General features: G+C 68.6%; 19 protein-coding genes. 7 read left to right on the top strand and 12 right to left on the bottom strand.

Annotation, left to right across the window (positions count from 1 at the left end; genetic code table 11):
- Nucleotides 1-8 precede the first annotated feature (8 nt).
- Complete coding sequence (locus ACFXKA_RS10660) at nucleotides 9-1,514, bottom strand: MFS transporter (protein ID WP_379426987.1); 1,506 nt, start codon at nucleotides 1,512-1,514, stop codon at nucleotides 9-11.
- Nucleotides 1,515-1,697: 183 nt separating this feature from the next.
- Between ACFXKA_RS10660 and ACFXKA_RS10665 the strand changes: the two genes are divergently transcribed.
- Entirely contained in the window at nucleotides 1,698-5,534 is a 3,837-nt protein-coding gene (locus tag ACFXKA_RS10665) for an arabinosyltransferase domain-containing protein (RefSeq protein ID WP_379426988.1), read from the top strand.
- A gap of 43 nt (nucleotides 5,535-5,577) precedes the next feature.
- Here the strand turns inward: ACFXKA_RS10665 and ACFXKA_RS10670 are convergent, their stop codons facing one another.
- The gene (locus tag ACFXKA_RS10670; protein ID WP_379426989.1) at nucleotides 5,578-5,718 is read right to left on the bottom strand and encodes a hypothetical protein; all 141 of its coding nucleotides are present in this window, start codon (nucleotides 5,716-5,718) and stop codon (nucleotides 5,578-5,580) included.
- Nucleotides 5,719-5,826: 108 nt separating this feature from the next.
- Nucleotides 5,827-6,957, bottom strand: coding sequence for an alpha/beta hydrolase (locus ACFXKA_RS10675; RefSeq protein ID WP_379426990.1), 1,131 nt, complete (start codon nucleotides 6,955-6,957; stop codon nucleotides 5,827-5,829).
- A 366-nt stretch (nucleotides 6,958-7,323) separates the two neighbouring features.
- Here ACFXKA_RS10675 and ACFXKA_RS10680 point away from each other — a divergent pair, with 366 nt between their 5' ends.
- Nucleotides 7,324-8,013 carry a hypothetical protein gene (locus ACFXKA_RS10680; RefSeq protein ID WP_379426991.1) on the top strand — a complete coding sequence of 230 codons (690 nt, stop codon included), beginning with the start codon at nucleotides 7,324-7,326 and terminating at the stop codon, nucleotides 8,011-8,013.
- On the opposite strand, the gene ACFXKA_RS10685 is transcribed toward ACFXKA_RS10680, so the two are convergent.
- The 5 genes from ACFXKA_RS10685 to ACFXKA_RS10705 all read right to left on the bottom strand — a co-directional run bounded on the left by ACFXKA_RS10685 (nucleotide 8,010) and on the right by ACFXKA_RS10705 (nucleotide 11,818).
- On the bottom strand, nucleotides 8,010-8,375 hold the full coding sequence (locus tag ACFXKA_RS10685) for a hypothetical protein (RefSeq protein ID WP_354835625.1): 366 nt from the start codon (nucleotides 8,373-8,375) through the stop codon (nucleotides 8,010-8,012). The genes ACFXKA_RS10680 and ACFXKA_RS10685 overlap by 4 nt on opposite strands.
- A 118-nt stretch (nucleotides 8,376-8,493) precedes the next feature.
- Entirely contained in the window at nucleotides 8,494-9,033 is a 540-nt protein-coding gene (locus tag ACFXKA_RS10690) for a TIGR00730 family Rossman fold protein (protein ID WP_354835627.1), read from the bottom strand.
- 48 nt (nucleotides 9,034-9,081) lie between these two features.
- Nucleotides 9,082-9,429, bottom strand: coding sequence for a nitroreductase/quinone reductase family protein (locus tag ACFXKA_RS10695; protein WP_379427212.1), 348 nt, complete (start codon nucleotides 9,427-9,429; stop codon nucleotides 9,082-9,084).
- 473 nt (nucleotides 9,430-9,902) lie between these two features.
- Nucleotides 9,903-11,099: a glycosyltransferase 87 family protein gene (locus tag ACFXKA_RS10700; RefSeq protein ID WP_379426992.1), complete on the bottom strand. Its 1,197-nt coding sequence runs from the start codon at nucleotides 11,097-11,099 to the stop codon at nucleotides 9,903-9,905.
- An 83-nt stretch (nucleotides 11,100-11,182) separates the two neighbouring features.
- Nucleotides 11,183-11,818 (bottom strand): TetR/AcrR family transcriptional regulator, encoded by a 636-nt coding sequence (locus ACFXKA_RS10705; RefSeq protein ID WP_379426993.1) that lies wholly within the window; start codon nucleotides 11,816-11,818, stop codon nucleotides 11,183-11,185.
- A 174-nt stretch (nucleotides 11,819-11,992) separates the two neighbouring features.
- Between ACFXKA_RS10705 and ACFXKA_RS10710 the strand changes: the two genes are divergently transcribed.
- Together ACFXKA_RS10710 and ACFXKA_RS10715 are read left to right on the top strand one after the other, a co-directional pair.
- Nucleotides 11,993-12,928, top strand: a complete 936-nt coding sequence (locus ACFXKA_RS10710; protein ID WP_379426994.1) for a metal-dependent hydrolase — start codon at nucleotides 11,993-11,995, stop codon at nucleotides 12,926-12,928.
- Complete coding sequence (locus ACFXKA_RS10715; RefSeq protein ID WP_379426995.1) at nucleotides 12,928-14,067, top strand: hypothetical protein; 1,140 nt, start codon at nucleotides 12,928-12,930, stop codon at nucleotides 14,065-14,067. The genes ACFXKA_RS10710 and ACFXKA_RS10715 overlap by 1 nt, the downstream gene beginning before the upstream one ends.
- Before the next feature lie 34 nt (nucleotides 14,068-14,101).
- Here the strand turns inward: ACFXKA_RS10715 and ACFXKA_RS10720 are convergent, their stop codons facing one another.
- Both ACFXKA_RS10720 and ACFXKA_RS10725 read right to left on the bottom strand, forming a co-directional pair.
- Entirely contained in the window at nucleotides 14,102-15,793 is a 1,692-nt protein-coding gene (locus ACFXKA_RS10720; RefSeq protein WP_379426996.1) for a BTAD domain-containing putative transcriptional regulator, read from the bottom strand.
- Nucleotides 15,794-15,978: 185 nt separating this feature from the next.
- Nucleotides 15,979-17,001, bottom strand: coding sequence for an AraC family transcriptional regulator ligand-binding domain-containing protein (locus ACFXKA_RS10725; RefSeq protein WP_379426997.1), 1,023 nt, complete (start codon nucleotides 16,999-17,001; stop codon nucleotides 15,979-15,981).
- Between the two features lie 322 nt (nucleotides 17,002-17,323).
- On the opposite strand from ACFXKA_RS10725, the gene ACFXKA_RS10730 reads away from it, so the two are divergent.
- The 3 genes from ACFXKA_RS10730 to ACFXKA_RS10740 all read left to right on the top strand — a co-directional run bounded on the left by ACFXKA_RS10730 (nucleotide 17,324) and on the right by ACFXKA_RS10740 (nucleotide 21,145).
- Nucleotides 17,324-18,175 carry an SDR family oxidoreductase gene (locus tag ACFXKA_RS10730; RefSeq protein ID WP_379426998.1) on the top strand — a complete coding sequence of 284 codons (852 nt, stop codon included), beginning with the start codon at nucleotides 17,324-17,326 and terminating at the stop codon, nucleotides 18,173-18,175.
- Between the two features lie 11 nt (nucleotides 18,176-18,186).
- Entirely contained in the window at nucleotides 18,187-19,455 is a 1,269-nt protein-coding gene (locus ACFXKA_RS10735) for an MFS transporter (RefSeq protein ID WP_354835646.1), read from the top strand.
- 91 nt (nucleotides 19,456-19,546) lie between these two features.
- Entirely contained in the window at nucleotides 19,547-21,145 is a 1,599-nt protein-coding gene (locus ACFXKA_RS10740; protein ID WP_379426999.1) for an MFS transporter, read from the top strand.
- Between the two features lie 68 nt (nucleotides 21,146-21,213).
- On the opposite strand, the gene ACFXKA_RS10745 is transcribed toward ACFXKA_RS10740, so the two are convergent.
- Entirely contained in the window at nucleotides 21,214-21,822 is a 609-nt protein-coding gene (locus tag ACFXKA_RS10745) for a GDSL-type esterase/lipase family protein (protein ID WP_379427000.1), read from the bottom strand.
- Nucleotides 21,823-21,824: 2 nt separating this feature from the next.
- Nucleotides 21,825-23,033 carry a family 1 glycosylhydrolase gene (locus ACFXKA_RS10750; RefSeq protein WP_354835653.1) on the bottom strand — a complete coding sequence of 403 codons (1,209 nt, stop codon included), beginning with the start codon at nucleotides 23,031-23,033 and terminating at the stop codon, nucleotides 21,825-21,827.
- Nucleotides 23,034-23,174: the final 141 nt, after the last annotated feature.

The raw sequence follows: 23,174 nt of genomic DNA on the forward strand, positions 1-23,174 counted from the left end.
TGCGGAACTCAGGCTGAGAAGGGCGAGCCCGCTCCCTCCGCCCGGGCCGGGCCCTCGCGCCGGGTGGCAGCCAGTGGCAGGGCGATATCCTCGAGCGACCGGCCCTCGGCATCCACCGCGAGGAGCTGGGCGATGACACCGCCCGCGATCATGACCGCCGCGCCGAGCAGATAGCCGAGGAAGAGGCGACCCGGATGTGAGCCGTCGCCGATCAGCGCGCCGTAGATGACGGGCCCGAGCGCGCCGAAACACTGTGCGATAGCGAAGAATACGGCGATCGCCTTGGCGCGGACCTCGAGCGGGAAGATCTCGCTCACGGTGAGATAGGCCGAACTCGCGCCCGCCGAGGCGAAGAAGAAGATGACGCACCAGCACGCCGTCTGGGTGATCGCATTCAGGACCCCGGCGTAGAACAGCACCGCCGAGATCGCCAGCAGCACACCGGAGAGGATGTAGGTGCCCGCGATCATGCGACGGCGACCGATGGTGTCGAAGAAGTGCCCGATGGTGAGCGGCCCGGCCAAGTTTCCGACCGCGAAGGCGATCAGATAGATGGGCGTGGAACCGGAGGGCACCCCGTAGAACTTGCCGAGCACCAGCGTGTAGGTGAAGAAGATCGCGTTGTACAGAAACGATTGGCTGATCATGAGACTCGCGCCCAGGATCGCGCGCTGCGGATACTCGCGGAACAGCACCCTGGTCAGTGCCAGATAGCCGATGCGATCGGCGGGTTTCAACGCCATGGCCCGGGATTCGTCGACCGGCGGCAGCGACACCCCCGTCGCCTCCACCTCGCGCTCGATCTCCGCGATCGACTCCTCCGCGTCGCGGGCGCGGCCGTGCATGATCTGCCAGCGCGGGCTCTCCGGGAGATGGCGGCGCACGAACAGAATCACCAGGCCCAGCACCGGGCCGATGAGGAAGCCCAGCCGCCAGCCCAGCGACAGGCTCAGGTGATTGAGCAGAACGTAGGTGCCGAGGGTGCCGATAATTGCTCCGGCCCAATAGGTTCCGTTCACCGCGATGTCGACGCGGCCGCGATAGCGAGCCGGAATCAGCTCGTCGATGGCGGAGTTGATGGCCGCGTACTCGCCGCCGATGCCGGTGCCCGCGATGAAACGGGTGACGTACAGGAAGGCCACCCAGCCCGCGCCATTGCCGAGAGTCGCCGCGGTGAGCCCGCTTCCGAGCAGATAGATGCCCAGGGTGATCAGGAACAGCTTGCGCCGGCCCAGACGATCGGAGAGGTTGCCGAACACCAGCGCGCCGACCACCTCACCCGCCAGGTACACCGTCGCGATCAGGCCGACCGCGGTCGAGGACAGGTGCAGGGTCTCGGGTTTGGTGAGGGTGTCGGCGACCGCGCTGGCCACCGTGATCTCGAGGCCGTCGAGAATCCACGCCACTCCCAGCGCGACCACCAGCCGGGTGTGGAATCTCGACCACGGCAATCGATCGATCCGGGCGGGCACCAGGGTCCGCACCACGCCGCCGCTGCCGAGCGCCTCCGCCATCACGACTCCTGAGTCCGGTTACCGCGTCCTCTGTCCACCATCGAATGCCCCGACAAACGATAGGCCAATCCTCGAAGATCACCGCGCGAACTGCGAAGATACGGGTCGATCGGGGCCGGAAAACGTGCCGGTCCGAATATTCCGCGATGAGTTTCGCGGAGGCTATGGCTAGCATCGGCGTTCGTGCGTTCAGTTTCCGGGGGAGTTTTTCCAATTCGACTGATCGCCCTCGTGGCGGGGGTGCTCGGTGTTCTGCTGGCGGTGCTCACACCGCTGCTGCCGGTCCGGCAGGATCGGGCCGGCCTCGATTGGCCACAGGCACAGGCGGTTCAGATGACCGCGCCGCTGGTGGATTACGTGCCGCTGTCGATGGATATGAGCGTGCCGTGCGCGGTGCTGCGGGACATGACCAGCGGGACAGTGCTGTCCACGGTGCCCGCACAGGCTCCGGGCGCCGCCGCCAAGGGGCTGATCGCCCGCGTCGAGGACCGGCCGGGCACCGGCCGCACCCTCTCCGTGACGCTCCGCAGCGTCCCACTGCTCACCGCCTCGATCTTCGAAATGACCGGCGTCGCAACAGCTTCCGACCCGGCCACCACCTCCCCCTCCAGCGTCACCCCGCAATCCGGCACCACGCCGACCCCGACACCCGGAGCCACACCGCCCGCCAACACGAACCCCACGCCCGGCGCCACACCGCCGCCGGGCGCGAATCCCGCACCCGGAGCCGCACAACCGTCCGGCGCGAACACTGCACCCGGCGCTGCACAACCCTCGGGCGCGAGCCCGGCTCTGGGAGCGACACCGCCCTCAGGCGCGAATCCGCCTGCCGGAGCGACACCACCGCCAGTGGCCATGCCGCTCGCGGGAGCCACGCCGGTAGCGGGCTCGAATCCGGCGCGAGGAGCAACCACGCCGCCTGGTGCCACACCTCCGCCGGGCGCGAATCCACCTGTCGGAGCGACTCCGCCGCCGGGCTCGACACCGCCGCCGGGGGCGACGCCGCCGGCAGCCACCCTGCCGGCGGATGCGCCGCTGCCGCCCGCCGGTAGCACCGATCCCGGTACGGCGGCCGGGCCCGGGGCCGGGAGCGGGTCGAATCCGAATCTTGTGCCGCACGCCGGTTGCGGTGCGCTGGTTGTGCATTCGAGTGCGGAGGTCACCACCGCCGAGTTGACCGGGTTGACCAAGTCGGACGGTTCGCCGTTCCGGACCAGGATCGCGCGGGATGTGCGGCCCCAGATCGTCGGCGTGTACACCGATCTGGATCGGACGCGGCTGAGTAATGCCACGTTGCACGCCGAGGTGGATTCGCGGTTCTCGTCGAGCCCGAGCGTGCTGAAGCTGGCGGCTATGGCGGGCGCGGTGCTGTGCACCCTCGTCGCGCTGGTCTGCCTGTACTTCATGGATGCGGCGGACGGCAGACGCAGGCGACGGTTCCTGCCGGCGCGCTGGTGGCGGTTCACGCTCACCGATGCGGTCGTGCTCGCGACGCTGGGTGTCTGGCATGTGATCGGGGCCAATACCTCCGACGACGGTTACATCCTCACCATGGCGCGGGTATCCGAGTACGCGGGATACACCGCGAACTACTACCGGTGGTACGGGGTGGCGGAAGCGCCCTTCGGATGGCCGTACGAACTGCTGGCGCAGATGACCCGGGTCACCGATGCCGGTGTCTGGATGCGGTTGCCGGCGCTGCTGGCCGCGGTGCTGTGCTGGTGGGTGATCAGCCGGGAGGTGCTGCCGCGCCTCGGTTCCCGGGTGCGCGCCGCGTCGGGTCCGCGCTGGGCGGCCGCGCTGGTGTTCCTGGCGCTGTGGCTGCCGTTCAACAACGGTCTGCGGCCGGAGCCCCTGATCGCGCTGGGTGCGTTGCTGACCTGGTGCTCCATCGAACGCGCGATCGCCACCGGGCGCTTGCTGCCCGCCGCTGTCGCGGTGCTGATCGCCGCGTTCTCGCTGGCGGCGGGACCGTCCGGATTGATCTGCCTGGCAGCACTTTTCGCCGGCTCACGACGCGTGCTGCGGATTCTCCTCACCCAGGTGCGCGCGGAAGCCGGAGGGCTCCCGGCCCTGCTCGCGCGCATCGCTCCGGTGCTGACGGCGGGCACCCTGGTCCTGACGGTGGTCTTCGCGGATCAGACCCTGGCGTCGGTCGCCGAGGCCACCCGGGTGCGAAAGCTGGTGGGCCCCGACCTGTCCTGGCCGGACGAACCCACCCGCTGGATCTCGCTGCTCTCCCTGACCCCGGACGGCTCCCTGTCGCGGCGCTTCGGCGTGCTCGCCATGCTGCTGTGCCTGGTTGTCTGCGTCGCGGTGGCGTTGCGCAAGGGCGGCCGGATTCCGGAGACCGCCCGCGGGCCGGTGGCGCGGGTGCTCGGCATCGCCGTCATGTCACCGCTGCTCATGGCCTTCACGCCGACCAAGTGGACCCATCACTTCGGTGTCTATGCCGGGCTGGCGGGTGCACTGGCCGCGGTCACGGCGGTCGCGGTGGGCGGCAAGGGAATCCGGCTGCCGTACCTGCGCTCGCTGTTCGCGGCGGCGGTGCTGATCCTGGTGGCGTTCTGCTTCACCGGCTCCAACGGCTGGTGGTACGTGTCCGGCTACGGCGTGCGCTGGCCGGATCGCGCACCCGTGGCGGGCGGTACCAGCGTCGCCTCGCTGATCCTCGGGCTGGGCGCGTTGTGCCTGCTGGTGGCGGCCTGGCAGTACTTCCGCGAGCCCTTTCGACCGGCAGGAAACGGCTCGGCGGCACGGGTTTTCGATCGAATCGCCATCCGACCGCTCACGCTCGCCGCCGCCCTGGTGGTGCTGTTCGAGGTGGCGACCATGGCCTCGGCGGCGTGGACGCAGTACCCCGCGTACTCGGTCGCGCTGTCGAATCTGCTGGCCCTGCAAGGAAAACCATGCTCCATGGCCGATGACGTGCTCGTGGAGACCAAGTCCGAGGAATCCGTGCTCACGCCCTACACCGGCACCCCAGCCGACGGACTCGCCGCGGACAACAGCGGATTCACCGCCAATGGCGTCGGAGACCTCGCGCCCGAGGGCGGTGGCCCCGGCGGTGGCAGCGGTCCGGGTGGCGGCAGCGGCGGCCCCGGCGGTGGCGGTCAGCAACAGGCCACTCCCCCGCCCGGCGGCGGCCCCACGGACAAGTCCAAGGCCGACCCCGGCATCAACGGCAGCACCATCGCCCTGCCCTACGGCCTCGACCCGAAGCTGACGCCCATCCTGGGCAGCTACACCACGGGCCAACCGCAGCCCGCGCATCTCACCACCCAGTGGTACCGCATGGATCTCGCTGCGGCGCAACGGGATTCCAGCTACCACATCCTGGTGCTGACCGTGGCCGGCCGCATCGCCGGTGAGGAGCAGGGCCACCGGATCGACGGCGCTCAACTACACCTCGAGTTCGCCCACCGATCCGACGACGGCACCATCGAACCCCTCGGCACTCTGACGCCCCCGACAATCGGCGGCGCCCCCGGTTGGCGCAACCTGCCCATCCCCCTGGACCGAATCCCCGCCCGGACCACCGCGATTCGCCTGGTGGCCACCACCGACGACCCGACCGGCAAGCAATGGCTCGCCCTCACCCCACCCCGCCTGCCCCACCTGGCCGCCCTCGACACCGTCGTCGGCCACGACACCCCGGTCCTGACCGATTTCCATGTCGGCCTGGCCTTCCCGTGCCAGCACCCTTTCGACCACCGCGACGGCATCGCCCAGCTCCCGTCCTGGCGCATTCTCCCTGACAAACTGAACGCCCAGGTCTCCGAAACCTGGCAGGGCGACACCGGCGGCGGCCCCCTCGGCTGGTCCAGCCTCCTCCTCCGCTCCCAGCCCGTCCCCGCCTACCTCAACCACGACTGGACCCGAGACTGGGGCGAGCTCCAAAAACTCACCCCGTACATCGACGCACCCCCCGCCACCACCACCGTCCACCTCGAAACCCGCTGGGGCTGGCCCAACGACACCCCCATCAAGGCCGCCCCCGACCCCACCCAAACCCACTAGAACTCGATCGAGCCGGGCCTCCGGGCCCGGACTCGGCCGTGTATCAACGGAATTCGTGAACGACTTCGATCGGGCCCACCAGGTCCTCATCGAACTCTTCCAGCTCGTCGGCCGGCACCCACAGTTCGAGGATGGTCCGCCCACCGGTGAATCGGCTGCACGCTATCGACCGATCCCCCACCATGGCCACACAATTCGCGCGTGCCGAGCTGACAAGAAGTGACCCGCCCCGCCCGAATGCTCGGACGGCGGCGGGTCTCTCGGTTCGGCGTTGTCGATTCAGTTGGCCCGGTCAGTTTTGCGGGGCTGGGGGTCCGGCGGGCGGGGCGCCGTTCGGGGGCTGGGCGCCGGGCGGGGCGTCGGCCGGGGGTTGGGCGGGCTGGGCGCCCGGGGGGAGGGGCTTGCCGATGTGCTGGGCGATGTCGGGGAGCATGCGGTTGGCGACCTGCTCCCAGTTGCCCCAGTTGTGGACGCCGATGCTCGGGAAGTCGTAGCTGACGTTGTCGTAGCCGAGGGACTGCAGGCGGGACTGGAAAGCCTTGGTGTTGGCCAGGGCGATGCCTTCCAGGGGCATGCCCTGGATGACCGCGTCCGCGGAGGACAGGTCCTGCTGGGCGGGGACGGCGCTGCCCGCGGCGATGTAGAGGCGGGTGTTGTTGTCGATCAGCTGCTGGACGAAGCCGTACGGGTCCATCCGCTGCCACTTGGCGCTGCCCGCGGCGGCCATGGAATCGATGTTGTAGCCGCCGGCCGCGAGCAGGGCCAGGCGCAGGGCGTCACGCATGCCGGGCGCCGACATGTACAGGTAACCCGACAGCGAACCGGCGTAGTTGAACTGGCCGGGGTGGTAGGCCGCCATCAGCAGGGCCGCGCTGCCGCCACTGGACAATCCGAAGATTCCGTTGCGAGAGTCACTGAACCCCAGTCGATCTCGCAGCGCGTCACGCAGGTTCTGGGAGAGGAAGGTCTCCCACTGGTAGGTGTAGGACTTGCCGGAGGTCTCGTCCCAGCCCGCGACCGCCGAACCGGAATCCCGGCTCGGGAACAGCGACGCATCGGGATTGGCGCCGCCGAAGCTGCTCGGGGCATCCCAGTCCTGATAGAAGCTGGATTCGCCGCCGACCGGCATCACCACATTGATATTGAACCTGGCCAGCGCGGCCGGAATGCTGGTGTGAATCTCCCAGCCGTTGTAGTCGTTCTGCGCGCGCTCGCCATCGAGCAGGTACACCACCCGGTCGGTATTTCCGTCGGCCGCGCGCACGATCCGGGACTTGATCGAACCCATGCTCGAGTCGACGTAGAAGTCGAACGCATCCGGATTCGTGTCTGCCGCAGCCGGTCCGGCCGTCAATGCCCCGAACGGCAGCAATACGGCCACCGCGGCTCCCGCCAGGCCCCGCTTGGCCCATCCACCCCGCATATCCTGTTGTGCCTTTCACTCCACGGCCGAACCCGGCCGCTCCCCTCGATCCTCCCCCGCTCCCTGTTCCTGGCGCGGCGGTTCGCCGAGCAGCATAGCCGCTGCCGAGGGATCGGGTCCCCCCGAATCAGATTGCGGCACTGGGCCGGATCGGAATGCGCGCTAGGCCAGTTCGACGCGGATGAGGTCGCCGCCGCGGTACGGGTCGGGTGCGTCACGAGTCGCATTCAACAAGATGTTGATATCCCTGCGGCGCAATGATCTGTTAAGCGAACCAGAAGGGTTCACACGAAGGCTGGCACCGCGAACAGTTCGAGCCCCACGGGACCGAATACCGGTGGAAGGGGGACGGGGATGGAGGCGGCGGTGCTTGTCTTCGGTGTGTTGTTGGGGATCCCGCTGGTACTGCTGATGGTGTTGCTGCCCATCGCGATTCTGGCCGAACGGGATCGGAAGGCGCGATTGCGGGATTGGGCCATGGTCAATGGCTGGACATTCCAGGAACGATCGTTCGCTCCATGGACCGCGCGGCTCCCGGGACGCAATCCCCGCGGGCTCGGCGTCACCCTGACCGGACAGGTCGGCGGGCGCTGGGTGACGGTCGCCGAGTACTCGTACGAAACCACCTCGAGCACAGGCGAATCCACGACCACCACCACGCACCACCACCTGGTGGCGCTGGTGCTGCTGGACCGGCCGCATCCCGCCCTCGCGGTGCGGCAGCGCGGGCTGATGTCGCAGTTCGGCCGGGCCCTGTTCGGCGACAAGCCGACCGCCACCGGCAATGTGCTGTTCGACGCCCGATTCCGGATCGATGCGATGGCCCCGGCGCACGCCAAGACCATGGTCGGACCGGCACTGGTCGCCGCGCACATCGCGGGCGCGGTACCGCAGTGGAGCCTGGTCGGCAACGAGCTGCTCACCTGCGCGCCCGGCGGAAAGCTGAAGGACCCGAACCTGATTCCCCGGTTCGCAGGGCAACTGTGCCAGGTGGCCGACCTGCTCGGTCCGGTCGACTTCGCCGCCCACCCCGGGCTGCCCGACGCACCGTGCTAATCGGCACCGGCGGATTCGGCCGCCTCGGGCTCGACGGTGAAGACCGGGCTGCGCCCGCGGGCGTCCAGCCGGCCGTCGCCCCAGCTGGCACTACCGTAGGCGTCGATGTCGATGGCGTATGCGCCGGCGGGGAGCGCCTCGGGCAGCTGGATCGAGGTTCGATCCTGCCCGTCGACCAGCCCCAGATAGGTCCGGCAGGGCCGGGAACCGATCGCCACCAGGAAGATTCGCGCTGACTCGAACCGCCGGTAGGCCGCCGCGTCCACCGACCAGCCCACCCCTAGCGACCGATGGGCCGCGTCGGTGAAGTCGACGGTGACGCGCAGCGTCGAGTGCTCCCCGAGTCCTGCCCGGTCCTTCACGGCTGCCTCCTCGAGCACCCGGCCGGACGCACATCGATATGCCCGGGCAGATGTCCCACTGCAACCAGGCTGGCACGGAGGCTGCGGTGGGGCAACGCGAATCCGCCCGGGAAGACGCTCAGCGGCGGCGCACCGCGTCCTCGAGATAGGCCATGGCGTGCGCACCGTCGGTGGCGAAGTACACGAGGTCGGCCAGCGGCACCGGCAGGAAGCCCTCGGCCTCCATGCGCTGGAACTGCTGCATCAGCCCGTCGTAGAACCCGGCGGTGTTCAGCAGGACCACCGGCTTCCGGTGCATCCGGTGCTTTTTCATCTCGAGGATCGCGGTGGCCTCGTCGAGGGTCCCGGTGCCGCCGACCATGATGACCACGCAGTCGGCGAGCTCGAGCAGCTTCGCCTTCCGCGCGGCCAGATCGGGGGCGATGATCATCTCGTCGGCATTGGCACGCGCCCCGCCGCGCAGGAACTCCGCCGACACCCCGACCAGCCTGCCGCCGCTGTTCTGCACCCCATCGGCAACGATCTTCATCAACCCGGCTTCGGACCCGCCCCACACCAGCGTGTGCCCGCCCTTCCCGATCAACTCCGCGAACTCGCGGGCGGGCCCGGTGTAGCGCTCGTCGAGGTCGGCGGCCGACAGAAACACGCAGATGTTCATGCAGTCACTGTATTGCCGAAATGGGCCGCGGCCCGGCCGCGGTGGCGCTCAGGCCTTGTCGTCGAGGGTGACCCGCACCGAGACGCGGCCGTTGTCGCGCTGGGTCACCGCGTGGCCCGTGCGGTCGACGCCGTTCAGGTGCAACGAGATCGGCCCGCCCTCGCCCTGGAAGTTGCGCCACCAGCTCTTCTTGTCCGGCATGCCGACGCCGATGACGAGTTCGTCGCCCGAACGCCAGTAGTTGACCGGCGTGGAGAAAGTCTTGCCCGAGCGGCGCCCGGTGTAGGTGATGACGACGAATCCGCGGCCCATGAGCGGGCCGATCACCGGAAGCTTGGTCAGCGCCACGATACCGGCATTGACCCCGCCCACAACCTGTGCCACAACATTTTTCACCATGTGCGCCCTCCTGTTCCGGGGCACGGTAGCACGCGTGGGATCGGTGGCCCGGGGCGGCGGACCTCCCCGGGCCGGCGGCTCTACGGGAGGAACCACTTCGCGATGAGGGTGTTCACAGCGTCGATGAAGTCGCCGATGAAGTGCGGAATCATGGGCCTTTCCTCCTTTGTGGAAAATGCGAATAACCGTTACCAGTCGGTTCGTACCTGAACCGACAACGGCGCTGATCACCTATTCGTTGCCGGAGACTGGACGGATGGCAATCACATCCATTCCTGCCGGAATAGTCCGGGAAAAGCCTTGGAAAGGAACAAAATTCGCCGCCGGACCGCACCTTTCACCGCGGCAGGGAGTTTGCCATGAATTTCCCAGGCTATCCCGTCTCCGGTACCGCATCGTCACGGCAAATCACGATGAATAAATCGGAGTATTCGATCATCGACCATGGCCCGCCCCGAATCTCGTGTATGTCAGCCGACGCGGATCGGATCCGCAACCGCTGCCCGGGGCCGCTCGACCTCGGCGCGGCGTGCCACCGACAGGCCGTAGAGCAGGGCGAACACGTACACGATCACGTGGGCGTTCTCCAGAATCGGCTCGGTGTGCCAGGGTTTGGGCAGGACGAAGACGCCGACCGAGGCGAAACCCGGAGTCCACTGGTACGTCCACGCCCCGGTGGCCACGAACAGCAGCGCCGCCGCGAGCCACCACAGCGGCCGGGTCTGCGCCCGGTGCACGAGATGGACCAGTAGCGGGACGAACCACACCCAGTGGTGTCCCCACGAGAACGGCGACACCGCACAGGCCGTCATCCCGCCCAGCGTGACCGCGAGCAGCCGCTCGCCGCAGCGGTCCAGCACGGCGACGAGCGTCAGGCCCACACCCGCCACCACGCCCCCGAGGATCAGCCACAACCAGACGGGCGCGCCACCCCCGGTCAGGTGCGCGAGCACGCCGCGGACCGACTGGTTGGCCGGCTCGGTGTCGGGCGCGATGCGCTCGGAGTGGAAGAAGGTCGAGAACCAGTATTCGCGCGAATCACCCGGCGAGACGAGCCAGGCCAGGGCGACCGTCGCCGCCACCGTCACCGACGCCGTCGCGGCCGAACGCCATTGGCGCAGCACCAGATACTGCACGATGAAGAAGCCCGGTACCAGTTTGACCCCGGCGGCCACCCCGACGCCGAGGCCACGCAGCCGCCCGCCCTCGGGCCGCGCGAAGTCCCACAGCACCAGCAGCATGAGCACCAGGTTGATCTGCCCGTAGAACAGTGTGGTGCGCACCGGTTCGAGGAAGGTGCACGTAATCGCCAGCAGCGCACCGACACTCGCCACGCGGGTGCTCATCCGATAGCCGAGCATCCGCCAGCACAGCAGGACACAGGCATACAGCACACCGAGATTCACCAGCAGGAACGCATCGGTGATCCAGGCCGCGGGCACGGCGAGCCCCGGGATGAACACCATGGCCGAGAACGGCGTGTAGGTGTAGAGCAGCCCCCCGACGGTCTCGTCCCGATACAACGAATGCCCGTGCAGCAAACGCCAGGCGCCCTCGCGGTAGATGTGCACATCGAGCCCGCCCGCGAGAATTCCCGCCTTCTCCAGCCAGGGATCGACCGTCGTGAACACCAGCGCCAACGCCAGCAACGCACTCAGTGCGAGCACGAAAAGCGTTGCACCGGAGCGTGAAACCTCCATCGAGCGTGAATCCGACACAACCAATCAGCCTAGTGAATGACCTGGCGCGATCACGGCCGCCGGTTCGGCGCACCCGGCACGGTGCTCGCCTGGGCGATGATCGCCGACCCCATCCAGCGACGCAGGTATCGCCGCAACTCCGCGTCTCCGCGCGGCGGATTGCCCGGCGAGATGAAGAACGACTGCATGGTGCGCAGCAGGAATTCCACCAGCTCGCGCAGGGATTCGTCGTCGTAGCCGTAGTGCCGCCAGTCCACGTCGAAGCGTTTGATCATGGTGATGCCGAAGGCCTGCGCCTCCGCGGAGGTGATGCCGGCGGGGTCGGCATTGGAGTAGGTGGCGGCCAGCAGGATGCCCAGGTGCGGCGTCCGGCGCACCTCGGCGAGGGTGTAGACGACGCCCTCGGTCATGGCCTCGACCGGATCGGTCATGCCGCTGACCTGCGCGGCCAGCCGGTCCAGGAAGTCGTCCACCGAGGCGATGGCCGAGGCCCGCATGAGCGCGTCCGCACTGGGGAAGTACCGGTACACGGTCTGGCGGATCACCCCGAGCGATTCCGCGACGTCCGCGATGCTGATCTCCGCACCGGTGCGCGCGATCAATTCGACTGCGGCGGCGACGATTCGACGGGATGCCTCCTCGTCGTTCTCCGGCGGACTCCCGCCCCACCCGCGCCTTCGTGCCACGGCCCGACCGTAACACGCGGGATCGTCCCGTCCAGTACGGCATACGGTCTGAGCTGGGCCTTTCAATCATACACTTGTACGCGCTGGTGTATGTTTGTATGTTCACAGCGGCATCGGAGCGCGCGACCGGGCCACCGGACCCATCCACCTCCGGAAGACGAGGTATCGCCCGACATGACGGATTTGATTGTGCGGAAGCTGACTTTCGCGTTCGAGGAGCACGACGTGCCGTTCCTCTGGAATCCCGAGAACCCGGCGTTCTCCAGCATGGCCAACGCGGTGTCGTTCCTGGCCATCGGTTTCGAGAAGATGATCGTGCAGATGATCACGCAGGCCAAGCCGCAATTCACCGACCCCGCCGTCGCCGAGGAGGCCGACGCCTTCATGCGGCAGGAGGGTCAGCATTCGACCGCACACCGCCAGCACGTGCGCGGATTGATCCGCGCCTACCCGGGATTGCAGGAGACCCTCGACGAGGTGGTCGCGGAATTCGACAAGCTCACCGCGAACACCCCGCTGAAGTACCGGCTGGCCTACACCGCCGATCTGGAAGCCACCTTCACCTCGGTCTTCAAGCTCATGCTGGACAACGAGGCGTCGCTGTTCCGGCCCGGGGACGACCGGGTCGCGTCGCTGTTCATCTGGCATTTCGTCGAGGAGGTCGAGCACCGCAGTTCCGCGCTCATCATCTTCGATTCGCTGGTGGGCAGCGATCTCTATCGCATGCGGGTGGCGCCGTCCATCTTCCGGCATGTGCTGAAGGTCGTCCGGATGGCTTGTGCAGGGTTCAATAAGCATGTGCCGCTGGAGGACCGGAAGATCGACGCACTGTCGATGTTCGCCACTTACCGCTACCAGCAGCGGCTGGGCAAGCTGCTGCCGCGCTTCACGCTGCCCTACGCGGGGCCGGGGCCGCGGGCCTTCGACAGCCTGCCGCTGGGCGAGCAGCTCACCGCGCTGCGCGGCATCATCCGCAGCCAGCTGCCCAACCATGATCCGGCACACGAGAACACGCCGGCGCTGGCCGATGTGTGGTTCGAGCGCTACCGCGACGGATACGACGTCACGCGCTGGTATACCGCGGCGGCGACCGGGGCGGAGGCGAACTGATGACCGGCCACTGCGCACCCACCTTCGACCAGCTCGCCCGATCGCTCGGCTTCTCCTGCGACACGGCGGGCGGGCTGGTCGAGGTTAGAAACCCGCTGGCACTGGAGAACTGGACGCTGCCCGTCCTCGAGCTGACCGTGATCCTCGGCTCGGTGCTCGCGCTGGTGTGGGCCATCGTGCGGCTGCGCCGCCACGGCGATCCCACCAACCTGGTGCTGTGGTTCGGCGCCACCGCGTACCTGTTCATCATCGAGCCACCGCTGTATTTCCCCGCGGCGTTCGGTATTTCGGGGCATGTGGACACGATGTTCGCGCACAACGTCTTCACGGTGGATTTCCTCTGGGGGCGGTTGCCGCTCTATATCGTGGCGATCTATCCGTTCATGGCGACGCTCGCGTACGAGATCGTGCGCATGCTGGGGGTCTTCCGGACCTACGGCGCGATCGCCGGGGCGGCCTGCGTCGGATTCGTGCACCACGCGTTCTACGAGATCTTCGATCAGATCGGGCCGCAGCTGCGCTGGTGGGAGTGGTCGACCTCGAACCCGCTCAACCAGCCCATGTTCGATTCGGTACCGCTGCCGAGCGTGGTGGTCTTCGCCGCGCTGTGGCCGATGTCGCTGGCGTTCTGCGTGTACTGGTTCGTCGGGCGCCGCGTCGACGGCGGCGAGCGCTTCACCGGCCTCCAACTGGTCTGGCGCACCATCGTGATCGGCCTGCTGGCCTCACTCGGAACCTTCATCCTCCCGCTGCCCGCCACCGTGCTCGGAGCCGGCAGCACGATCGTCCGCGGCATCATCTACGCGCTCGAACTGATCGTTCTCACCCTGGCGGCGATCGTGCTGATGTACCGCCAATGGACGCGCCGGCGACAGCCCGGATCGGCCGACCCCGGCTACGACAACCGGTTCGTCCGCGCCTACAGCGTGGTCTACCTGCTCGTCATGGCCGTCCTGTGGGCCACCGCCCTCCCCGACTTCCTCGACGCCACCGGCGGAGTCACCCGCAACGGCGACCCCATCGGCAACCTCTGGTACACCCTCGCCTGCTTCGCCATCGGCATCCTCTGCGTCGCAGCCGTTTTCACCCTGCCCGCCACGACCGCTTCGGAGAAGGAGGATTCACCCGCGACTGTCTGATCGAATGCGGTACCGGCGCACCCGATCCCGGTGACTACGCGACGCTCTGCTCGGAGCAGACGGTGGAACCGACGAAAGCCCGGATGGTTTCCAGCATCCGGTAGCGGCGGCCGTCGAACTCGACCAGGGATTTGTTCACCAGGCGGCTCAGCGGGGCCAGGATGTCGCCGGGGCCGACCTCCTGCAGGGTGTCGAGGGTCGCGCCGTCCGGGAACAGCCAGAGGCGTTGGGCCAGGCGACGTTCGGGGGCGGCGAGGGTGTCCCAGCTCCATTCGATGGCGGTGTAGAGGGAGCGGTGCCGTTCCACGGCGGAGCGGGTGCCGGCGAGCAAGCGGAAACGATCGTCGAGGCGGCGCAGGATCTGGGCGGGGGTCATGGTGTGGACGCGGGCGGCGGCCAGTTCCAGGGCCAGCGGGATGCCGTCCAGGCGGCGGCAGATGGCGGCGATCGTCTCGTAGTTCTCGTCGGTGAGGGTGAAGCCGGATCGGACGGCGCGGGCCCGGTCGAGGAACAGGTGTATCGCGGCGGAGCCGAGGGCCTCCGCGGGGGCCGATCCGGGTGGCGGCGACGCCAGAGGCCGCACCGGGAACAGGGTTTCGCCATTGATGCCGAGGGGCTCGCGGCTGGTGGCGAGCACCGTCAGGTCGGGGCAGCGGCTGAGCACGTCCGCGACCAGCTCCGCGATATCGAGCACGTGCTCGCAGTTGTCGAGGACGAGCAGCAGCTTCGCGCCGACGGCCGGGCGGTGCATCGGGCAGGCGTGCAGCGAATCCGGCTCGGCGCGCAGCCCGAGCCCGGCCAGCAGGTGCTCGCCCGCGGTGGCAGCGTCGCCGATCGCGGCCAGCTCGACCAGGCGGCAGCCGTCCGGCCAGCGGGGGGCCAGACGGGTGGCAGCCTCCAGGGCGAGGCTGGTCTTGCCGATCCCGCCGGGACCGGTCAGGGTCAGCAGCCGGGCCGAGGGCAGTAGGGCCGCAAGGCGGTTCAGATCGGGTTCGCGGCCGATCAGGCTGGTCAGGCGGACCGGCAGGGCAGGCGTGGGAGCGGTTGCAGGGCTCGCGCCGCGATCGAGAGCGAGGACCAGCTCGCGAGACGGCGGCACACCGAGCTCGCGGCGCAGCTGCGTACGGGTGGCGTCGAAGACCTCCCGGGCCCGGCCGGACCGGCCGGCGGCGGTCAGCGCGTGAATCACCCGCACCGCCAAGGACTCTCGCAACGGCTCGTCGCGGAGTTCCGCCTCGAGGGAGGCGACCAGCTCCTGTGCCCGTCCCAGTGCCAGGTAGGCGTCGGCGCGGGCCTCGACCGCGTGCAGGCGCAGCTGGTTCAGCCGGTCCGCGTGCCAGTACAGGTCCGGATGGTCGGCCAGGTCCGCGAAGGCCGCACCGCGCCACAGGCCGAACGCGACATCGAGGGTCCGGGCGGCGGCGGCGACCTCACCGGCCGCAAACCGGCCGATGCCCTTCTCGGCCAGGCGCGTGAAGCGGTGCATGTCGATGTCATCGGCCGCGAGGCGCAGCCGATACCCGCCGCCGTCCGATTCCACCGCCGCGTGCTCCGGCAGCACCGCGCGCAGCCGTTTCACCAGTGTCTGCAGGGCATTCGCCGGATCGGCCGGCAGGCTGTCACCCCAGATGGCGCCGATCAGCGCGTCACAGGTCGTCGCCCGGCCGGGCTGCAGGGCGAGCAGCGCCAGCAGCATGCGCACCCGCGGGCCACCGACCCGTTTCACCTGCCCATCGGCCGAAATACCGACTCCACCAAGGAGCGTTATCTGTCCCACACGTCCCTCGCTCGACATCAACCCACTCGATTCGGCTCCCCCGCATCGTCAGTTTCATGGGACGACCGGTCCGTCGACGAGGGCTGATTGCGCCAATCACAAGGCAAAAACGTGCCAATCCGGACGAGAGCGCGTCAGTCCTGCCACCGTTCCACCGCGCGGCGGGCCGACCGAAGATCCTTGTAACCGAGTAGCTCCGCCTGTTCCGACCGGGTGAGCGGGCCGTCCGCCGCGGCCTGCTCGTACCGCCGGCGCCGGGCGCGCTCGAGCTCGGTGCGCCAGGTCGTGCCGTGCTCGGCCAGACGCCGCTGCAGCGAGCGGCGGCTCAGGAACAGGCGGGCGGCGACCTGGTCGATGGTGACCGAATCCTGCTCCAGGGCAGCGGAAATGACCAGGCCCAGATGGTCGGTCCAGGTGGTGGCGCGCGGCGGCACCACGGGCTGGGTGGTGGCCGCGTACCGCTGGAGGATCTCGGCCAGCCGGGGGTCCGCGGTGCGCAGCGGGCGGACCAGATCGGCGGTACTGACCGTGATGCTGTCCGCGGGAGCGCCGAAATCGATGGCGTCGGTGCCGAACAACTCGACCAGCCGGTCGTGGTTGCGCGGCGCCCGCTGGTGGAAGGCGATGCGGACCGGGCTCACCGGCCCGTCCATGACCAGCCTGCTGCGCGTGAAGATCGCGGCCAGCCCCCACTGCGCGGCCAGCTCCCGGCCGCGGCCCTCGCCATTGATCATGCCGATCTCGAAGGTGACCTCCTCCTCGGTCTCGAGGCCCGGCTCCATGCGGAAGTTCGTGGTGATGGCCCCCAGGTACGTTCCGCACAGTTCCAGCCCGGCCCCCAGCGTCGGCGCGGTGCTGAAAAGGTAGTCGTACAAACCCACTTGGCCCAGGACGTACCGCTCGGCGATATCGAGCGCCGCGTCCGGGTTGCCGAGCCCGTGCTCGACCACCTCCCAGGTGCGCAGGTATCCGGCGCTGGGGACGCGGTACTCCTCGCCGTCGCTCATCGACCAGGTGGGTACCCCCGAATCCCGGGTGAGCTGTCGCGGTTCCAGTCCCGCCGAAACCGCGTGCCGCAGTATCGATTGCGGCAGCCGGACGTTGTCGGTCGCCTCGACCTGCACGCCGAGCTCCTCCTGCACCGAAACCGCAACCATCGGCCTACCTCCCTACCTCGCGCACACGCCAGGTTCAGCGTGTTCGCCCTCACATAGCTTGTGGCGCGACAGGATCCGGAACAAGAGCGATCGTCGAGAAGAGCGCCTCTGCCGAACGGCCGTCCTACTGCCCGGGGTTGCGGGATCTGCCGGAACCTCCGAGGCAGACACGACGAACCCATCCGGTGTTACCGAGCGAAGCAGGTGCTGCCCATCCTCGCGCTCTCGACGTGATCGGGGTAACAGGCTAAGCTGACCGACTTATGAGTCAGTCTGCTTGCTTCGGATGGCGGAGACGAGCGAAAACCCAGGAAGGAACCCCATGCCTGAATCAGATCTGCTCGGCGGCCGGACCGCCGTGGTCACCGGCGCGGCCGGCGGGATAGGCGCGGCGCTCGCGGCGGAACTGGGCGCGCGCGGGATGTCGGTCGTGCTCGCCGACATCGACGAGATCGGTGTCCGGCGGACCGCCGCGGAGCTGCGGGATCGTGGCGTGCGGGCGCTCGGCTACGGCGTCGATGTGGCGGATCCGGGGTCGGTGGCGGAGCTGGCCGCGGCGAGCTATGAGGAGTTCGGATCGGTCGAACTGCTGTGCAACAACGCGGGGGTGCTGCTGTTCGGGCCGGTCGCCGACGCGACGATCGGCGACTGGCGGTGGCTGTCGTCGGTGAATGTGGAGGGGATGCTGAACTGCCTGCACGCCTTTCTCCCCCGCATGAGCCGGGCCACCGGGTGGCGGCACGTCATGAATACCGCGTCCACGCACGCGTTCCTGCCGGACACCGCCACCAGCGCGCTGTACAGCGCCACCAAGCACGCGGTCGTCGGCGTCACCCTCGGACTGCGGAGCGAGCTGGCCGATGACGGCATCGGCGTCACCCTGCTGTGCCCGGGACAAGCGGCGACGCGCATCCTCGACGCGCAGCGCAATCGGCCCGACAGCTTCGGGCGGCGGGCGCGGGAACCGTTCGGCACCGGAGTGATTCCGCTGGCGATCGAACCGCACGATGTGGCCCGCGCCGCCGTCGACGGGATCCTGCGCAATGAACCCCTGGTCTTCGCGCTGCCCGAGTTCACCCGCGACACCTTCCGCAATCAGGTCGAGGAGATGTGGCGGCTGGCCGATGACGCGCTCGGCGCTCGGGCCGAAACACCATGCCCCGCCGGCGATTAGGGCGGCACGAGATGGACGAAAAGCTCGCCGCCACCACCGTTGTGCGCACCCCCGACAGCGCTCCCCCGGCCGACCGCGCGCTGAAACGACTGCTGGCCTCGGTACCCTTCGCCAGCGCGAGCTCCGCATTGGGCTTCGCGGTGTCGGGATACTTTCTGGCACTTCAGGTTCAGGCCGTCGACGCCGACGCCAAGGTCGGCAATCTGGCGCTGGTGCAGGCGGCCGGCGCGGTGGCCGCCATGGTCGCCCAGCCGCTGATCGGCGTGCTGTCCGATCGCACCCGCACCCGGGCGGGGGCCCGCTCCCCGTGGATTCTGCTCGGCGCGCTGATCGGTGCGGCCGGGCTCATCACCGCGGGACTGTCGACCACCATCGCCTGGCTGGTGGTGGCCGCCATGACCATCCAATTCGGTTTCAACGCCCTGGCGGGACCGCTGTCGGCCATCCTTCCCGACCGGATTCCAATTCCTCTGCGCGGCCGGTATTCCACGCTGTCGGGATTGGGATCGATCGCCTCGGCCATTGTCGGACCGGTTCTCGCCTCGCTGTTCGTCGACCGCATTCCGCTGGGCTACTTCAGTGCGACCGGCGTGATCCTGGTGATCGTCGTGGCCTTTCTCGCGGTGAATCCGGAGGCTGACAATCGCGGCATCCCGCGACCCGGATTCTCGGTGCGGGACTTCCTCACCGCCCTGTGGGTCGATCCTCGCGAACATCCCGATTTCGGCTGGGCCTTCCTCGGGCGCCTGTTCATCTTCGGCGGCTATTTCATGGTGCTCACCTATCAGCTGTATCTCGCGCAGGGCTATATCGGACTCAGCACCGGCGAAGCCGCCAAGGTGGTGCCGCTGGTCGGCGTGGTGGGCCTGCCCGGATTCCTGGTGGCCATCGTGGTGGCGGGGCCGTACTCCGATCGCATCGGCCGCCGCAAACCCCTGGTGCTGGCGGGCGGGCTGATCGTCGCGGTCTCGACGCTCATCCCACTGGCCGCCCCGACAGTGGCCGGATTGTTCGCCTCCGGCGCGGTGACGACCATCGGCTTCGGCATTTTCACCGCGGTCGATATCGCACTGGTCTCCGAGGTGCTGCCCGCGAAGGACGACTTCGCCAAGGACCTGGGAATTCTCAATATCGCCACCACCCTGCCCAGCGTGCTCGCCCCGGCCATCGCCGCCGCCATCGTGCACCTGTCCGGCAGCTACGGCGCGGTCTATCCCACAGCGGCCATCGTCTCCGCCCTCGGCGCGCTCGCGGTGCTGCCGATCAAGAGCGTCCGCTGAGGACGCGGGGAACCCTCCGCACACCGAAAACCCTTTCAGGGCAACGGCTTCACCTTTCTCCACTCACGATCCCTCGAAAGGACTCGCTGTCGTGACCTCCTCTGCCTCCTTCGACGGCACCGAACCCGCCCAGCAGGTCGAACCACCGGGGAGACCGCGACCCGGCTGGAATTGGCGCGTGGTCTGCTCCTTGGCCGCGCTCGTCGCCGTCGTCGAGACGCTCGCCCTCAGCTACCCGCTGGTGCCGATGGCGGAACCCGCCATCACCGCGCACTTCCACACCACCCAGGCCGGTTGGGTGATGACGTCGTTCCTGCTGGTCGGCGCCGCCACGGCGCCCCTGCTCGGCAAGCTGGCCGATCTGCACGGCAAGCGCCGAATCCTGCTGAGCTGCCTGGCATTGTCGGCGGCCGGTGCGTTGATGTCCGCGCTGGCGCCCAGCTTCGCGATCCTCCTGGCGGGGCGCTGCCTGTTCGGGCTGCTGGTGCCCTGCCTGTTCCTGAGCTACTCGTTGGTCCGGGATGTCTTCCCGCCCAGGACCATTGCGCTGGCGGTGTCGATCGTGACGTCGGCGGTGGGCCTGGCCGCCATCCCCGCGCCGTATCTCACCGAACGACTGCTCGACGATCACGGCTATCGCACCGTCTTCGGGTTCTTCTTCCTCGTCACCGCGCTCGCGGCGGTGGCGGTCGCGGTCACCACGCGGGAATCGACTGTGCGGCTGCCGGTTCGGGTGGGCGTGCGCGGCGCGGCACTGCTCGGTCTCGGACTGGTGATCGTGCTGGTCGGGGTGTCGCAGGGACCGGCGTGGGGTTGGGTCACGCCGCCCACCCTCGCCTGCCTCGGCGCCGGCGCCGCGCTGATCGTCGCCTGGCTCGCGACCGCGGCCCGGACCGGGGACGCCCTGATCGACCTCCGGCTGTGGCGTCGCCGCCCGGTGCTGCTCACCGCCCTCGCCGCCGGATGCGTCTATGCCGCAACGGGTTTGTACGCCATGGTGCTGCCGATGCTGATCCGGACCCCGGCCATGCTCGGGTTGGGCTACGGATTCGGCGTGACGCCGAAGGGCGTCGCCGAATATCTGGTGCCGATCGGACTGCTGAGCGTGGCCGGCGGGATCGCGGTCGGTGTTCTCGCCGGGCGTCGGCTGATCCGGCCCGGTCTGCTGCTGGCGCTCGGAATGCTCTCGACCGCACTGGGTTCCGTCCTCACGGCGTATTCCCACGACAGTAAGGACCTGCTGCTGCTCTTCGCCGGGCTCGTCGGCCTCGGCACCGGCCTGGCGTACGCGGCGACGCCGAATCTGCTGATCGCGGCGGTGCCGCCCGGCGTCCAGGCGTCGACGGCGGCGCTGGTCAGCGTGTGCCAGACCGTGATTCCGGCCATCGCGCCGATCATCGCGTTCTCCATCATGAACGGCTCCCATGTCGCCGAGCTGCCGCCGATGATCACGCGGATGCTCAATGGCGCGGTCATCTACACCGAAGGGGGGCTGCGGGTCGGATTCCTGATCGCGGCCGCCATCGCGGGCGTGGGTCTGCTCTTCGCGCTGCTGCTGCCTCGCACCATCGAGCAGGTGAGCATCGAGTCGATCGTGCCCCGACCTGCCGCATCCCAGCCGGCGGCAGTCGAACTTGCGACGGTCGAATCTGCCGCTGTCGAACCTGCCGCACCCGAACAAGCAGGCTGACCTTCATCGAAAACGCCGCCGGCCGGAACGGATTCCGTTCCGGCCGGCGGTCTGTTGCGGGGAGGGGCTCAGCGTTCGAGACGCAGGGCGGCGATGCGCGGCTGCAGCACCTCGGTCCAGGCCGCATATCCCGCACCCGACAAATGCAGTCCGTCGCGGGTGAATTCCCGCCGCAGCACGCCATTGGCGTCGGCGAGAGCCGGCCACAGATCGATGTACACCGCGTCGGCCTGCGCGGCGATTTCCACGATCACGGAATTCAGTTCGCGAATCCGCTCGGCGAACTTCGCCCGCCGAGGCATGACGCTCTGCACGAACAACGGCGCGTGCGGCGCCCGCTCACGAATCTCGGCGACCAGCTCGCGCAGGTTCTCCGCGACCTGACGCGGGGTCTGGCCCAGCCCGAGATCATTCGTGCCGATCAGCAGGAAGACCGCGGCCGGCGCGTCGATGGCGGTGTCCAGGCGGGCCCGCAGATCGTCGACCGTATTGCCGCCGATCCCGCGATTGACCGGACGCACCTGCGGGAACCACTCGTCCCACAGGCCGCCCTCGGTGATGCTGTCGCCGTAGAACACCACTCGCCCGGTGGGCGGGGGCAGCTGGGCGAATTGCGAGGCCCGCATGGCAATGGAGGTCCGGAGCATGTAGCGACGGCCCAGTTTGTAAATGAACACGGTTACTTCTCCTGACGGGCGGCCACCGGCAGCACGTTCTCGCGGGCGACCGAGCCCAGCCAGGCCAGGCTCGGTTTGGGCGTGCGGGCGAAGGTCTTGCGGTCGACCGCGATCAGCCCGAAGGTCGGCCGCCAGTGCCCCCATTCGTAATTGTCCAGCGCCGACCAGTGCAGGTACCCGCGCACCGCGACGCCGTCGGCCATGGCCAGCCGCAGGTGGTCGAGTGCCTCGGTGGTGTAGGCGATGCGGCGGGTGTCGTCGGCGGTGGCGATGCCGTTCTCGGTGACCAGTACCGGGGTGCCGCCGGTGACCTTCCAGGCGTGGCGCACCGCGATACCCAGCGCGTCCGGCCGATAGGCCCAGCCGGTGAGCGTGTTGCCGGGATCCTCGGCGTGCGGGATGGGACCGTCGGGGCCCACCAGCCGGCTGGTGTACGCCTGGCTGCCGATGAAATCGTCGTCGCGAGCGGCCTCCAGGTAGGGGTCCTCCCACAGCCGATTCGCCTGTTCCAGTTGCTCTTCGCAGCCGGGAGCGGCGACGAACGCCTGCTGCGCCACTGTCCACCCAACCGCGGCGTCGGTCTCGGCCTTCACGATCCCGGTGGCGATGTGATGGGCCTCGATGAGGACGCGGGCGGCGTCCGGGTCCGGGTCCGGGAGCGCGCCGGAAGCGAAGGCCCGCACGGCTTCCGCGTCCGGAACCGCGCGCTGCACGCCCGCCATGGTGGCGACCATGTTCGGCTCGTTGATCGTGCACACCCAGGGCACATCGCCCAGGATCGGCGTCACGGCGCTCACGAACCGGGCGAAATGTCCGACCGCGTGCGGGTTCGTCCAGCCGCCCAGTTCGGCGAACCAGCGTGGGCCGGTGAAGTGGTGCAGCGTGACGACCGGTGTGAGACCGCAGTCGAGCGCGGTGTCGATCATGCGGCGATAGTGGGCGAGCGCCGCCAGCGAAACCTGTCCACGCTCGGGTTCGATACGCGCCCACTCGACGCCGAACCGGTAGGCGTTCAAGCCCGCTCCCGCGAGCAGGGCCATGTCCGCGGGGTAGCGGTGATAGCTGTCGACAGCGTCCCCGCTGCGCTCCGGAATGACCGGGTGTTCGGCGTTTTCGAGGGCCCACCAATCGCTGCCGATGTTGTTTCCCTCGGTTTGATGCGGGGAGGTGGCCGCGCCCCACAGGAATTCGGCGGGCAGCTTCGGGGTCATGTGCCGGGTACCTCATAGCGTCGATGCATTGTCGGAATCCTTTCCGCACGGAATGTGCCTATTTTTCGTTTGGCGATTTTATCGCAGACTGACTCATCAGTCGGTACGCTCTCCGGCGGTAAGGCAGTACGAACAATTGAG

This window comes from Nocardia sp. NPDC059228 (assembly GCF_042754245.1).
Classification (GTDB): Bacteria; Actinomycetota; Actinomycetes; order Mycobacteriales; family Mycobacteriaceae; genus Nocardia.